The following is a 13,843-nucleotide window of genomic DNA, read 5'->3' on the forward strand; positions in this document are numbered from 1 at the left end:
TGATCTGCTAGCTTGGTCGGACTTCTCCGGTCCCTGCGACCGGCACCAACTGTATGGGATTGAACTTGCCGCTGTCCAGCCGAGCCGAGGTCCCTGACGGCAACACTGTGCGCGCCGCTGCAGAGGTCGACTGAGTTGGATCCGGTCGCCCCGCAGCCCGCTGATACTGAGCCGCGGCCGGACCGGCGCGGCCGCACCGGCCTCGTCGGCCTGGTGCGCGCGGTGCCGATCCGCTGGCGCATCCTGTCGATCGCCGCGCTGAACTCGCTCGTCGTGCTGGTGCTGGTGAGCCTCATCTGGAGCGGCACGCGGGTGCTGCGCACCGCCTGGGACGATGTCCGCCAGGTGCGGGAGTCCGACAAGATCCTGGCGCTATTGGAAAGCGAGACCGGGCGGCTGCAGAACCTGATCCATCGCTACATCAATCAGCCGAGCCCCGATCTGTTCGCCGAGATCCTGCTGCTGCGCGAAGCGGTGCTGGGCACGCTGACCAACCGCGCCTCCACCGATCCGATGCTGTCGGGCTCGGTCGAAGAGCTGGAGCGCGCCACCGAACGCTTCCTCGGCGGCTTCGGCGACCTGCGGGCGCTGCAGACCACCATCAAGTCCACCTACGAGAACCAGGTGCAGGCGCCGGCCCGCGATATCGCGGCGCTGTTTGCGGTGATCGGCGGCGCCACCGGTCAGCGCGACGCGCTGATCCTGCCGCCGCTCGGCCGCGCCCGCGAGGCCTTCACTGCGATGCTGGTGGCGGCCAACTCCTACTATCTGTCGCTGTCGCAGCAGGCTGCCGAAGAGGCCCAGCAGAACACCGAGACCATCGAGCGGACGATTCCGGTGATGAGCAATCTCGCCGACAACGATCTGCAGAAGATGGCGCTGGAAAAGCTGAAGCTGCGCACCGCGGCGCTGCGCGACGGTCTGCAGGAATTGACCGACCAGCTCGCCAAGCGCAGCGATCTCTTACGCAACTCGATCGACGCCAGTCAGGCCGCCACCATCGCGGCAATCGACGCGCTGTCGGTGAAGATGCGCCAGCGCGAGCAGAAAGCGCAGGAGACGTTCGACCGCACCCTCACCGGCATTTCGCGCAAAGTTCTGTCGATCGCGCTGATCTTCCTCGGTGTCATTATGACAGCCGGCATCATCATCGCACTCAGCATCCGCCTGCCGCTGCAGCAGATCCTCTCGGCGATGCACGCCATTACCTCGGGCAATTACGACCGCCGGGTTGCCGGCACCGAGGCCAAGGACGAGATCGGCGCGATGGCGCGCGCGGTCGAGGTGTTCCGCGAGAACGCGATCGACAAACGCAAGGCTCAGGACGATCTTCGCGAGTCGAAAGAAAAAGCCGAGAGCGCGCTGCTCGAATTGAAAACCGCGCAGCAGAATTTGATCGACGCCGAACGGCTCGCGGCGCTCGGCAGCCTGGTGGCCGGCGTCGCCCACGAGGTCAACAATCCGATCGGCATCAGCCTGACGGTGGCGTCGAGCTTCACCCGACGGGCGACCACCTTCGAGGCCGAGCTGAAAGGCGATACGCCGCTGCGGCGCTCGCAGCTTGACGAATTCGTCCGCAGTACGCGCGACGCCGCCCAGCAGCTCGTCGGCAATCTGCAGCGCGCCGCCGAGCTGATCCAGTCGTTCAAGCAGGTGGCGGTCGACCGGTCCCACGCCGAACGCCGGCAATTCAACCTGCACGAGGCGACCGATCAGATCGTCGCCAGTCTGAAGCCGGTGCTGAAGCGGGCACCGATCCGGCTCGACATCGACGTGCCGGAAAGCCTGGTGATCGATGGTTACCCGGGTGCCTACGGGCAGATCCTGACCAACCTGTTTCTGAACGCCGCCAACCACGCCTTCACCGACGGGCGCTCTGGCACGATCACCATCACGGCGCGGCCGCGCGGCAACGATGACATCGAGATCATCTTCGCCGACGACGGCGCCGGCATGACACCGGACGTGCAGCGCCAGGCCTTCGACCCGTTCTTCACCACTCGCCGCAACGAGGGCGGCACCGGGCTCGGCCTGCACATCGTTTACAATCTGGTGACCCAGCAGCTCGGCGGCCGGATGATGCTGGAATCAAGACTAGGACAAGGCACGACTTTTCGCATTATCATGCCGAAAACCGCCACTGGCGGAGCGGCATCCGCTGCCCCGCCCATCGACGGAAACCTGCAATGGCCGACCAGGACGATATCCTCGAGCTGATCGAAGACGCCGATTCGACGCCGGAGGTATCGGGCGCACGGAAATGGAAGATCGCGGTGATCGACGACGACACCGCGGTTCACGACGGCACCCGCTTTGCGCTGAGCGACTACAGCCTCAACAACCAGGGGCTCGAGATCCTGTCGGCCTATTCGGGCGCCGAAGGCCGCGAGCTGATGCGCGCCAACCCCGACATCGCCGCGGTGCTGCTCGACGTCATCATGGAGACCGATGCGGCCGGCCTCGATTTGGTGGAGTTCATCCGCAACGACCTGAAGAACGAGACCGTCCGCATCATCCTGCGCACCGGGCAGCCCGGTCAGGCGCCGGAGCGCCGCGTCATCGTCGACTACGACATCAACGACTACAAGGCCAAGACCGAGCTCACCGCCGACAAGCTGTTCACCTCGCTGACCGCGGCGCTGCGCAGCTATCAGCAGCTCGAGCGGATGGTGCAGACCCGGCGCGGCCTGGAAATCATCATCGACGCCGCCTCGACGCTGTACGACTTCAAGTCGATGCAGCGGCTCGCCGAGGGGGTGCTGACCCAGCTCGCCTCGCTGCTCAATGTCGATTGCGCCGGTATCCTAGTCTTACGCGACGCCGGCGACGAACTGGCGGTGCTGGCAGGCTCGGGCTGCTACAGCCGCTTCATCGGCCCCACCGGGCACAGCAATTCGCTCGACCCCGACCTGCGTCAGATGGTCGAGGAGGCGTTCCGGCGCCGCAAGCACGAATTCGCCGACCATCGCACCGTGCTCTATATCCGCACCGGCAGCGGCCGCGAAGTGGTGGTGCTGCTGCAGGCCGAGCGCGAACTGTCGGACACCGACCGTTCGCTGGTCGAGATCTTCGGCAGCCGGCTGTCGATCGCGTTCGACAACGTCATCCTGTATCGGCAGCTGCACGAGGCCAACACCCAGCTCGAAGAGCGGGTGGCCCAGCGCACCCGGGCGCTGACCCAGGCCAATCGCCGGCTGTCGACGCAGTGGCTGCGGCTGCAGCGCGCCAATGCGTTCAAGAACGAGATCCTCGGCACCGTCGCGCACGACCTGAAGAACCCGCTCGGCGTCATCCTCGGCCGTACCGAAATGCTGACCGAGCTGATCGGCGCCGAATCCTCCAAGGACCACGTCATCGCCCAGGTCGATCATATCCGCGACGCCACACGGCGGCTGACGCTGATGGTCGATCATTTGATCTCCGACGCGATGGCGGACGCGTTCGACATCTCGATCCGGCGCGAGGCTGTCGACATCGCCGCACTGGTCGGCGAGGTCGCCGAGGCCAACCGGCCGATGGCGCAGAACAAGCAGCAGGTGATCTCAGTGTCGACGCCGGAGGCCTGCGCGACGATGTGCGATTCCGATCGGATGCGCGAGGCGATCGACAATCTGGTCAGCAACGCCATCAAATACAGCCCGATCGGCGGCAACATCGCCCTGCAGGTCGACGGTGATGGCGACAGCACCATGATCCGCGTCACCGACGAGGGCGCAGGATTGTCGCCGGAAGATCTGAGCCGGCTGTTCGGGCGTTTCCAGCGGCTGTCCGCCAAGCCGACGGCGGGCGAAAGCTCGACCGGCCTTGGGCTGTCGATCGTCAAGAAGATCGTCGACATGCATGGCGGCGAGATCATCGCCGAGAGCCCCGGCCCCGGTCAGGGCGCGACCTTCACCATCATTCTGCCCGCAGCATCGGTGTCATGAGCCAGAACCCGCACATCATCGTCGTCGACGACGAAGCCCCGGCCCGCGAGATGGTCGGCGACTATCTCAAGATGCACGGCTTCGCCGTCACGCTGTGCGATGGCGGCAAGAGCCTGCGTGCCGAGATCGCCACCAAGCTGCCGGACCTGGTGGTGCTGGACCTCAACATGCCGGAAGAGGACGGGCTGTCGATCATCCGCGACCTCAAGGCCAAGTCCAACGTTCCGGTGATCATGCTGACCGCGACCGCAAGCCCGATCGACCGGGTGGTCGGCCTCGAACTCGGCGCCGACGATTACATCGCCAAGCCCTGCGAGCTGCGCGAATTGATGGCCCGCATCCGGTCGGTGCTGCGCCGCGCGGCGCCGCCGAAGCCCGCCGCCGCAGAGCCAGCGAGCGCCGCCAAGGCCGACAGCGCCCAGCTGGTGCGGTTCGGCACCAAATGGCTCGATCTCGAAGCCCAGGCGCTGCGCGACGATGACGGCAACGAGCATCCGCTGACGGCATCGGAATTCGGCCTGCTGAAAGTGTTCGCCGCGAATCCGAAACGGGTGCTGTCGCGCGAGCGGCTGCTGGAGCTGGCGAATGCGCGCGACGCCGAAGCGTTCGACCGCGCGGTCGATCTCCGCATCATGCGGATCCGCCGCAAGATCGAGCCGGACCCGACAAAGCCGGCCGTAATCAGGACAATTCGCGGCGGGGGCTATTTGTTCTCGCCCGCCAGCGACCGCGCCTGAGCCGGCTCACCGCCGGTATCGCTGGCTGCCGCCCCTGATCTCCCTCGCTTTTTCGGCCGAATGTTTCGTCGCGGCTCCGGCGACGAAACACTTCCATTTCGCCACGAAACCATTTTCCCCTCCGGCGCAGACCTCCTGAAACGGTAGCTGGCTAGTAGTTCTCCCAACACGCCGCGGGGGAGCGCGGCACGAAGGGAGCTCGTCATGCAGAACGTCATTGCGCTCAACGACGCCGGCCGCCTGGGCATCCTGGCCGCCAGAGCCACGAGCGATGAAATGCTGCTCGCCAGCATTGCGGGCGGTGACCGGACTGCGATGCATACTCTGTACGCCCGGCACAATGTGCGGGTGTATCGCTTCATCCTGCGCATAGTGCGCGACGCCGCGACCGCCGAAGACCTGGTCAGCCAAGTCTTCCTCGACGTGTGGCGGACCGCCCGGCAGTTCGAAGGCCGCGCTCAGGTCTCGACCTGGCTGCTGTCGATCGCTCGGTTCAAGTCGCTGACCGCGCTGCGCCAGCGCCAGCACGAAGACATCGACCAGGACGACGTGCTGGAGATCGCCGACGGCTCGGACTCGCCGGAGACCGCACTCGACCGCAGCCGCACCAGCGACATCCTGCGCGCCTGCATCGCCAAACTGTCGCCGGCACATCGCGAGATCATCAATCTCGTCTACTACCATGAGAAGTCGGTCGAGGAAGTCGGACGCATCGTCGGCATTCCGCAGAGCACGGTGAAGACCCGGATGTTCTACGCCCGCAAGCAGCTTGCCGAATTGCTGAAGCGTCACGGCGTCGAAAGCCTCGCGGCCTGACGTCGCACGCGAGGCTGTCCGCGCCGCTTGGTCGCACGCCGGCAGTTTGGAGAGGTTCTGGTTCGCCGCCCTCGTGCCACGATGTGCTGGTCACTATAGTCAACACAGCGATGCCGGATCGTCGAACGAAACAATTGAAACGATCGACGACATCGAACGGAAAGATCAGCCTGCTAGGGTGATCTTCATCGACGCAGCGGCCACCAAACGCAGGTCGCGCGACAGCGAATTTTCAAAGCCTCCGACACCCCATCGTAGGCCTCCAAGGGACCCGGACGAGATGCCCCCTCGTCCGGGTTTTGCCTTGTTGAAGGTACGCCGATGCGTTGTGTTGCCGCAGCACGATCGATGCCACGCAAATCAGGAACAAACCGGACGATTTTCGATTGAGTGCAGCGCCGTCGCGGAATTGTTAACCGCTGCCGTCTAGGCATCGATACACTGCGGCGATACATAGTCGCTCGATGATGTGCGCATCATCTTACGCTCACGTCTACGGATCGGTGGGATGTTCGAAAGTCTTGATCCGGTGGTGCTGGCGCGCCTCCAGTTCGCCTTCACGGTGTCGTTTCACATCATCTTCCCCGCCTTTTCGATCGGCCTTGCGAGCTATCTCGCGGTGCTCGAAGCGCTGTGGCTGTGGACCAAGCGTGAAGTCTTCATCAACCTGTTCAATTACTGGATGAAGATCTTCGCCATTGCGTTCGGCATGGGCGTGGTGTCGGGCATCGTGATGTCCTACCAGTTCGGCACCAACTGGGCGGTGTTCTCCGACAAGACCGGCCCGGTGCTCGGCCCGCTGATGGCCTATGAGGTGCTCACCGCCTTCTTCCTCGAGGCGGGATTCCTTGGCGTCATGCTGTTCGGCCTCAAGCTGGTAGGGCCGCGGCTGCACTTCCTCGCCACGCTGATGGTCGCGATCGGTACGCTGACCTCCGCGTTCTGGATTCTGTCGGCCAACTCCTGGATGCAAACCCCGACCGGCTACGGCGTCAACGAGGCCGGGCAGTTCGTCGCGGTCGACTGGTTCAAGCTGATCTTCAATCCGTCATTCCCGTATCGTCTCGCCCACATGGTGCTGGCCGCCTATCTGACCACCGCGCTCGTGGTCGGCTCGGTCGGCGCCTATCATCTGCTGAGCAACACCCGGCAGCCTGGCGCGCGGATGATGTTCTCGATGGCGATGTGGATGATCGCCGTGGTAGCGCCGATCCAGATCTTCGCCGGCGACGCGCATGGCCTCAATACGCTGGAGCACCAACCCGCCAAGGTGATGGCGATGGAAGGCCATTACCAAAGCCACCCTGACGGTGCGCCGCTGATCCTGTTCGGCCTGCCTGATCAGGACGCCGCGGTGGTGCGCTACGCGCTGCAGATTCCGAAGCTGTCATCGTTGATCCTGAAGCACTCGCTCGACGCACCGCTCGCCGGCCTCGACACCGTGCCGCGTGAAAACTGGCCGCCGGTGCCGATCACCTTCTGGTCGTTCCGCGTGATGGTCGCGCTCGGCTTCCTGATGCTCGGCCTCGGCGTGTTCAGCCTGTGGCTGCGCTGGCGCGGCCGGCTGTTCGAATCCCGCCCGCTGCACCGCTTCGCGCTGGCGATGGGCCCGGCCGGCTTCGTCGCCGTGCTGGCCGGCTGGGTGACCACCGAGACCGGGCGGCAGCCATTCACCGTGTTCGGCCTGCTGCGCACCGTCGACTCAGTATCGCCGCTAGCCGCTCCGGCGGTGGCGACGTCGCTGATCGCCTTCATCGTGGTGTATTTTGCCATCTTCATCGCAGGCGTGGTCTACATCCTGCGACTGATGGCGCATCCGCCGCACCACGGCGAAGAGGGCCCGCGCGGCGATACGCCCGAACGCGCCGCCGGCATCACGCCGGCGCCGGCGATCGCCACCCGCAGATTCAGTTGAGCAGGATTCGGCTGTGACTATGGCTTACGATGTCGCGACGATCTGGGCTTTCATCATCGCCTTTGCGGTGTTCGTCTATGTGGTGATGGACGGCTTCGACCTCGGCCTCGGCATTCTGTTTCCGCTGTTCCGCACCAAGCGCGACCGCGACGTCATCATGAACAGCGTCGCGCCGGTGTGGGACGGCAACGAGACCTGGCTGGTGCTCGGCGGTGGCGGCCTGTTCGCGGCATTTCCGCTGGCCTATGCGGTGCTGATGCCGGCGCTGTACACGCCGATCATCGCGATGCTGCTCGGCCTGGCGTTTCGCGGCGTCGCGTTCGAATTCCGCTGGCGCACCCAGCGCGAGCGCAACCGCTGGGACGTCGCATTCTTCCTCGGCTCGCTGGTGGCCACATTGGCGCAGGGTATCGCGCTCGGCGCGCTGCTGCAGGGCGTTCACGTCGAAGGCCGCGGCTATGCCGGCGGCTGGTGGGACTGGCTGACGCCGTTCAGCCTGCTCACCGGCGTCGCGCTGGTGATCGGCTATTCGCTGCTCGGCGCCACCTGGCTGGTGATGAAGACCACCGGCGACCTGCGCGAGAAGGCGTATCGCCTGAGCCGCTGGCTGCTGTTCGCGCTGCTCGCCGCGATCGTCGCCGTCAGCGCCGCGACGCCGTTCCTCAGCTACGACTATTCGCAGCGCTGGTTCGCCTGGCCGAACGTGCTGGCCACCGCGCAGGTGCCGCTCGCCGTCGCCATCGTCACCGCGCTGCTGCTGCGCGCGCTGGCGCAGCGCCGCGACTATCAGCCGTTCCTGCTGACGCTGTGCCTATTCGCGCTGTCCTATGCGGGCCTCGGCATCAGCCTGTGGCCCTATGTGGTCCCGCGCAGCATCACCATCTGGCAGGCAGCCGCGCCGGAGAACAGCCAGCTGTTCATGCTGGTCGGCGTCGCCATCCTGGTGCCGATCATCCTGACCTACACCGCGTGGGCCTATTGGGTGTTTCGCGGCAAGGTCGATCCGGAGAACGGCTATCATTGAGCGCGCCGATTGAACCGAAAACGCCGCTGCCACGACGACTGCTGTGGTTCGTGGCGCTGTGGCTTGCCGGTGTCGGCGCGGTGACGCTGGTCTCGCTGCTGCTGCGGTTGTGGATCGGTAAGGGCTGACGTGATACATAGCCCCGCCAGTGTTTGCGATGGGGGTATCATGAGATTTCCGCGCTTGTTGAGCCGGGTGGTGGCCGCGGCAGCCCTGGTCACGCTCGCTTCGATGCCGAGCTACGCGCAGCAGCAGGATCCCGGTGACGAGCCCGGTCTGATCGCCGACGACGGCTACGTGCTGCCGCCGGAGTGGCAGAAGCAGATGGTGTATTTCCGCACCACCGAAGCGCCCGGCACCATCATCGTCCAGACCTCCGAACGCTATCTGTATCTGGTTCAGGGCAACAACCGGGCGCTGCGCTACGGCATCGGTGTCGGCCGCGAAGGCTTCACCTGGCAGGGCCTGTTAAAGATCTCGCGCAAGGCCGAATGGCCGGATTGGGTGCCGCCGCCGGAGATGATCCAGCGCCAGCCTTATCTGCCGCGCTTCATGGCCGGCGGCCCGGGCAATCCGCTCGGCGCGCGGGCGATGTATCTCGGCTCGACGGTGTATCGCATCCACGGCACCAACCGCCCCGACACGATCGGCACCGCGATTTCGTCCGGCTGCTTCCGGCTGGTCAATGCCGACGTGATGGACCTGTACGACCGCGTGCCGGTCGGCACCAAGGTGGTGGTCCGGCAAAAGCCCGAGCTGTAACGGCGCGGCGGCCTTCCCTTCTCATTGCGAAAGACTCAGCATGTTCAAACGGACGTTTCAGACCGGGCTCGCGATCGGGCTCGTGGTCGCGGCGGGCATCGCGGCGGCAGCGATCACCTATGAGCGCTACGACACCAAGACGCTGAAGCGCACCATCCGCCGCGATGCCGTGCTGTGCGGCGTCAATAAGGGCCTGCCCGGCTTCTCGACGCCCGACGACAAGGGCAACTGGAGCGGCTTCGACGTCGACTTCTGCCGCGCGGTGGCGGCGGCGATCTTCGACGATCCGAACAAGGTCCAGTTCGTGGCGCTCGACGCCAACGAGCGCTTCAAGGAACTGCAGAGCCGCAAGGTCGACATCCTGTCGCGCAACTCGACCTGGAGCATGTCGCGCGAAACCAACTACGACCTGTATTTCCCGGCGGTCGCCTATTACGACGGCCAGGGCTTCATGGTGCCGGCCTCGCGCAAGATCGACAGCGCGGTCGAACTCGACGGCAGCAAGGTCTGCGTCCAGAACGGCACCACCACCCAGCTCAACCTCGCCGATTACTTCCGTGCCAACAACATGAAGTTTCAAGAGGTCAAGTCGGAGAAGTTCGACGACGTCGTGAAGGCCTACAAGGATGGCCAGTGCGACACCTTCACGGCCGACGTGTCGCAGCTCTACGCGTTGCGCAAGACCTTCGAGAAGTCCGGCGACCACGTCATCCTGCCCGACGTCATCTCCAAGGAGCCGCTCGCACCGGTGGTACGCCAGCGCGACGACGACTGGATGATGATCGTGAAGTGGACGCTGTACGCCATGATCAACGCCGAAGAGCTCGGCGTCACCTCGCAGAACATCGGCGAAGCGCTGAAGTCGAAAAAGCCGGACGTGATGCGCCTGGTCGGCACCGAAGGCGCGTTCGGCGAGGATCTCGGCCTGTCGAAGGACTGGGCCGCCCGCGTCATCCGCCACGTCGGCAACTACGGCGAAGTCTACGACCGCAACGTCGGCAAACTCGGCATCCCGCGCGGCATGAACCAGCTCTGGAGCAACGGCGGAATTCAGTACGCGCCGCCGATCAGGTAGGAACGGCGTCAGTCCGTCTCGTCGGCGCTGCTACACCCTCGACCGTCATCGCCCGCGAAGGCGGGCGACCCAGTATTGCAGAGCGCCGGCGATCAGCAACGAAGTCTCTAGAATACTGGATCCCCGCATACGCCGGGATGACGACTGTGGGCGGGGTTGAAGGTCTTTGGCGTCGAACGCCAACCGCCGATAGCACCCTCTCGTTCGTCATTCCGGGGCGCGCGCAGCGCGAGCCCGGAATCTCGCGGTTCAGGACCAGATCTCAAAACAATCTCGGGATTCCGGGTTCGCGAGCTAGCGCTCGCGCCCCGGAATGACCACGGAAGCAGGCTGACGAAAAGGAGCTCAGTACTTCTTCCACTCCGCCAGCGCTTCGGCGTGGTAGGCGCTGTCGCCGAGCAGTTCCTGCAACACGCGGGCGCGTTTCATGAACAGGCCGATGTCGAACTGGTCGGTCATGCCCATGCCGCCGTGCATCTGCACGCCTTCTTGCACCGCGAGCGTCGCCACCGTGCCGGCCTTGGCCTTGGCGACAGCGACCGCCACGCGCGCCTGCGCGGCGTCGGCATCGACCGCCTGCAACGCCTTGAGCACCGCGGCGCGGAGGATTTCGATCTCGGTGTAGAGATGCGCGGCGCGGTGCTGCAGCGCCTGGAATTCGCCGATCAGCTTGCCGAACTGCTTGCGCTCTTTCAGATAGCTCACCGTCCGCCCGAACGCCTCGTCGGCAACGCCGAGCATTTCGGCGGCGACGGCAGCGCGGCCGACATTCAGCACCGCCTCGAGCAGCGCACCGCCGCGATCGACTTCGCCGAGCACCTGATCGGCATTCACCTCGACGTCGTCGAAGCTGATCCGCGCCGCATTATGCGCGTCGACCATCACGGTGCGTTCGATTGCAACACCCTTGGCCTTCGGGTCGACCAGGAACAGCGTCAGCCCATCCGCGTCACCAGCTTGCCCCGCGCTGCGCGCCGCGACGATCAGAAGGTCGGCGACGTGGCCGTCGACCACCAGCGCCTTGTCGCCCTTCAGCTTGAAACCATTGCCGGCGCGCGTCGCCGCCAGTGCGATTTTCGCCGGCCGGTGCTTGGCGCCTTCGTCGACCGCGAGCGCCGCGATCAGCGAGCCATCGGCGATCTTCGGCAAGTAGGCCTTCTTCTGCGCCTCCGAGCCGCCGCGAGCCAGCGCGGACGTCGCCAGGATCGCGGTCGACAACAGCGGCGACGGCGTCAGGTTGCGGCCGATCTCCTCCATCACCACGCCGGCCTCGACGCAGCCGAGCCCCGAGCCGCCGAACTCCTCCGGCACCAGCAGGCCGGCAAAGCCCATCTCGGCGAAGCTCTTCCACAAGTCGCGCGAAAAGCCGGTGGCGTCACGCTCGTCGCGCAGCTTGCGCAAATGCGCCACCGGCGCCTTGTCGCCGATCAGCCCGCGCGCCGAGTCGCGCAGCATGGTTTGTTCTTCGGTGAGGACGAGAGCCATGGGTGAGGTTTCCGATCAGATCAATGATGTTGCAACGATACGAGGACCTCATGGTGAGGAGGCGCGCGCAGCGCGCCGTCTCGAACCATGAGCGCCGTGGCCCCTCATCCTTCGAGACGCGGCCTGACGGCCGCTCCTCAGGATGAGGACACCGACTACGCCCCGGGCAGATCCAGGATGCGCTTGGCGACGATGCCGAGCATCACTTCGCTGGTGCCGCCTTCGATCGAGTTGGCCTTGGTGCGCAGCCAGGCGCGGGCGCGGGCGCCTTCTTGGCTGCGCTCGCTCTCCCACTCCAGCGCATCGATGCCGCCGGCCGACATCAGGATCTCGTGGCGGCGCTTATTCAGCTCGGTGCCGTAGTACTTCATCGCCGACGAGAACGCCGGATGCAGTTGCCCGGCCTTGGCGAGATCGACCGCCCGCTCAGCCGCACAAGCCAGCGCCGCCTCGTCAACGTCGAACGTGGCGATCTGGCCGCGCAGGATCGGATCGTCGAGCCGACCCTTCTCGTCGGTGCCGAGCGAATCCGCCGCGACCTGGCCGAGCGGCCGGCCGCCGTCGCGGCCGCCCATCCCGGAGATCATCGCGCGCTCGTGCTGCAGCAGATACTTCGCCACATCCCAGCCGCGGTTGATGGTGCCGACGACGTGCGACTTCGGCACGCGAACGTTGTCGAAGAAAGTCTCGCAGAACGGCGACTTGCCGGAAATCAGCAGGATCGGCTTGGTCGTCACGCCCTTCGAGGTCATGTCGAACAGGATGAAGCTGATGCCGTCATGCTTCTTGGCGGTCGGATCGGTCCGCACCAAGCAGAAGATCCAGTCGGCATAGTTGGCGTAAGACGTCCAGATCTTCGAGCCGTTGATGATGAAATCGTCGCCGTCGCTCTCGGCGCGGGTCTGCAACGACGCAAGGTCGGAGCCGGCGTTCGGCTCGGAGTAGCCCTGGCACCAGCGGATTTCGCCGCGCGCGATCTTCGGCAGATGCTCGGCCTTCTGCTGCTCGTTGCCGTATTTCAACAGCGCCGGTCCGAGCATCCAGATGCCGAATGAGGACAGCGGCGAGCGCGCGCCGATCGCCGCCATCTCTTCGCGCAGGATCTTGTGGCGCGCACCATCGAGCCCGCCGCCGCCGTATTGCGTCGGCCAGTCCGGCACCGTCCAGCCCTTGTCGCGCATCCGCTCGAACCAGACCTTCTGCGCCTCGGAGGCGAATTTGGCGTTGCGGCCGCCCCAGAAATTGTCCTCGTCGCCTTGCATTGGCGTGCGCATCTCGGCGGGGCAATTCGCCTCCAGCCAGGCGCGGGTCTCGGCGCGGAATGTATCGAGATCGGTCATGCGGTTTCCATCCACATTTGCGCCGGCGCGTTGCACGCCGGCGATGCATTTGTTGGCGGCGACCTTGGCGCGTCGCGCGGTGGAATTCAATATCCGTCTCGGGCGGCGGTCTTGCGGCGATGTGCTAGGGAACGAACGCCCGACAGCCAAAGAGGACAAACGAGGATGCGCCTGAATTTGCTTTCGCCTGGCGAAATGACCGCCGAGCAACGCGCCATCTATGACGAGTCGATCGCCAGCAAGCGCGGCAGCCCGCCGCCGCCGATGATGGCGTGGCTGGCGAGCCCGGAGATGGCCCGGCACGCCACCCGGCTTGGCGCCTTCCTGCGCTACGACACCTCGCTGACGCCGGCGCTGTCGGAGCTGGCAATCCTGGTCACCGCGCGGCATTGGACCGCGCAATTCGAATGGTACGCGCACAAGAAGATGGCGCTCGATGGCGGCCTCGATCCCAAGATCATCGACGCGGTCCGCGACCGCCGCACGCCCACCTTCGACGATCCGAAGGCGCAGGTGATCTACGACGTCGCCCGCGCTTTGCATGAAGCCAAGGGACTGCCGCAGCCTCTCTACGACGAAGCGATGCGGCTGCTCGGCGAGCGCGGTCTGGTCGAAGTGATCGGGCTGTGCGGCTACTACACCATGGTGTCGATGACGCTCAACGCCTACCAGTTCCCGCTGCCCGACGGCGAGACGCCGGAGCTGGCGTAAACCAGTCCTCTGGGACACGCCGAAGCAGGCGGATCCGGAATCCAGACAGTGA

General features: G+C 65.3%; 12 protein-coding genes. 10 read left to right on the forward strand and 2 right to left on the reverse strand.

Annotation, left to right across the window (positions count from 1 at the left end):
• Positions 1 to 135 precede the first annotated feature (135 nt).
• From RPPS3_RS24180 to RPPS3_RS24220, 9 genes are all read left to right on the forward strand, one after another.
• Positions 136 to 2,217 (forward strand): sensor histidine kinase, encoded by a 2,082-nt coding sequence (locus RPPS3_RS24180; protein ID WP_107346318.1) that lies wholly within the window; start codon positions 136 to 138, stop codon positions 2,215 to 2,217.
• A complete protein-coding gene (locus RPPS3_RS24185; RefSeq protein ID WP_107346319.1) occupies positions 2,187 to 3,926 on the forward strand; it encodes an ATP-binding response regulator in 1,740 nt (579 codons plus the stop codon). Before RPPS3_RS24180 ends, RPPS3_RS24185 begins: the two co-directional genes overlap by 31 nt.
• A complete protein-coding gene (locus RPPS3_RS24190) occupies positions 3,923 to 4,663 on the forward strand; it encodes a response regulator (protein ID WP_107346320.1) in 741 nt (246 codons plus the stop codon). The genes RPPS3_RS24185 and RPPS3_RS24190 overlap by 4 nt, the downstream gene beginning before the upstream one ends.
• A 204-nt stretch (positions 4,664 to 4,867) precedes the next feature.
• Positions 4,868 to 5,479: a sigma-70 family RNA polymerase sigma factor gene (locus RPPS3_RS24195; protein WP_107346321.1), complete on the forward strand. Its 612-nt coding sequence runs from the start codon at positions 4,868 to 4,870 to the stop codon at positions 5,477 to 5,479.
• Positions 5,480 to 5,987: 508 nt separating this feature from the next.
• Positions 5,988 to 7,394 (forward strand): cytochrome ubiquinol oxidase subunit I, encoded by a 1,407-nt coding sequence (locus RPPS3_RS24200; RefSeq protein ID WP_107346322.1) that lies wholly within the window; start codon positions 5,988 to 5,990, stop codon positions 7,392 to 7,394.
• A 19-nt stretch (positions 7,395 to 7,413) separates the two neighbouring features.
• Positions 7,414 to 8,418 (forward strand): cytochrome d ubiquinol oxidase subunit II, encoded by a 1,005-nt coding sequence (gene cydB / locus RPPS3_RS24205; RefSeq protein WP_107346323.1) that lies wholly within the window; start codon positions 7,414 to 7,416, stop codon positions 8,416 to 8,418.
• Positions 8,415 to 8,546, forward strand: a complete 132-nt coding sequence (locus RPPS3_RS24210) for a DUF2474 domain-containing protein (RefSeq protein WP_107346324.1) — start codon at positions 8,415 to 8,417, stop codon at positions 8,544 to 8,546. The genes cydB and RPPS3_RS24210 overlap by 4 nt, the downstream gene beginning before the upstream one ends.
• A gap of 40 nt (positions 8,547 to 8,586) precedes the next feature.
• Positions 8,587 to 9,180, forward strand: coding sequence for a L,D-transpeptidase (locus RPPS3_RS24215; protein WP_107346325.1), 594 nt, complete (start codon positions 8,587 to 8,589; stop codon positions 9,178 to 9,180).
• Between the two features lie 40 nt (positions 9,181 to 9,220).
• On the forward strand, positions 9,221 to 10,255 hold the full coding sequence (locus RPPS3_RS24220; RefSeq protein ID WP_107346326.1) for an amino acid ABC transporter substrate-binding protein: 1,035 nt from the start codon (positions 9,221 to 9,223) through the stop codon (positions 10,253 to 10,255).
• Positions 10,256 to 10,600: 345 nt separating this feature from the next.
• Here the strand turns inward: RPPS3_RS24220 and RPPS3_RS24225 are convergent, their stop codons facing one another.
• Both RPPS3_RS24225 and RPPS3_RS24230 read right to left on the reverse strand, forming a co-directional pair.
• Positions 10,601 to 11,740 carry an acyl-CoA dehydrogenase family protein gene (locus RPPS3_RS24225; protein ID WP_107346327.1) on the reverse strand — a complete coding sequence of 380 codons (1,140 nt, stop codon included), beginning with the start codon at positions 11,738 to 11,740 and terminating at the stop codon, positions 10,601 to 10,603.
• Positions 11,741 to 11,895: 155 nt separating this feature from the next.
• On the reverse strand, positions 11,896 to 13,080 hold the full coding sequence (locus RPPS3_RS24230) for an acyl-CoA dehydrogenase family protein (RefSeq protein WP_107346758.1): 1,185 nt from the start codon (positions 13,078 to 13,080) through the stop codon (positions 11,896 to 11,898).
• A 165-nt stretch (positions 13,081 to 13,245) separates the two neighbouring features.
• Here RPPS3_RS24230 and RPPS3_RS24235 point away from each other — a divergent pair, with 165 nt between their 5' ends.
• Positions 13,246 to 13,791 (forward strand): carboxymuconolactone decarboxylase family protein, encoded by a 546-nt coding sequence (locus RPPS3_RS24235; protein WP_107346328.1) that lies wholly within the window; start codon positions 13,246 to 13,248, stop codon positions 13,789 to 13,791.
• Positions 13,792 to 13,843: the final 52 nt, after the last annotated feature.

Source organism: Rhodopseudomonas palustris (assembly GCF_003031265.1).
Taxonomy (GTDB): Bacteria; Pseudomonadota; Alphaproteobacteria; order Rhizobiales; family Xanthobacteraceae; genus Rhodopseudomonas; species Rhodopseudomonas palustris_H.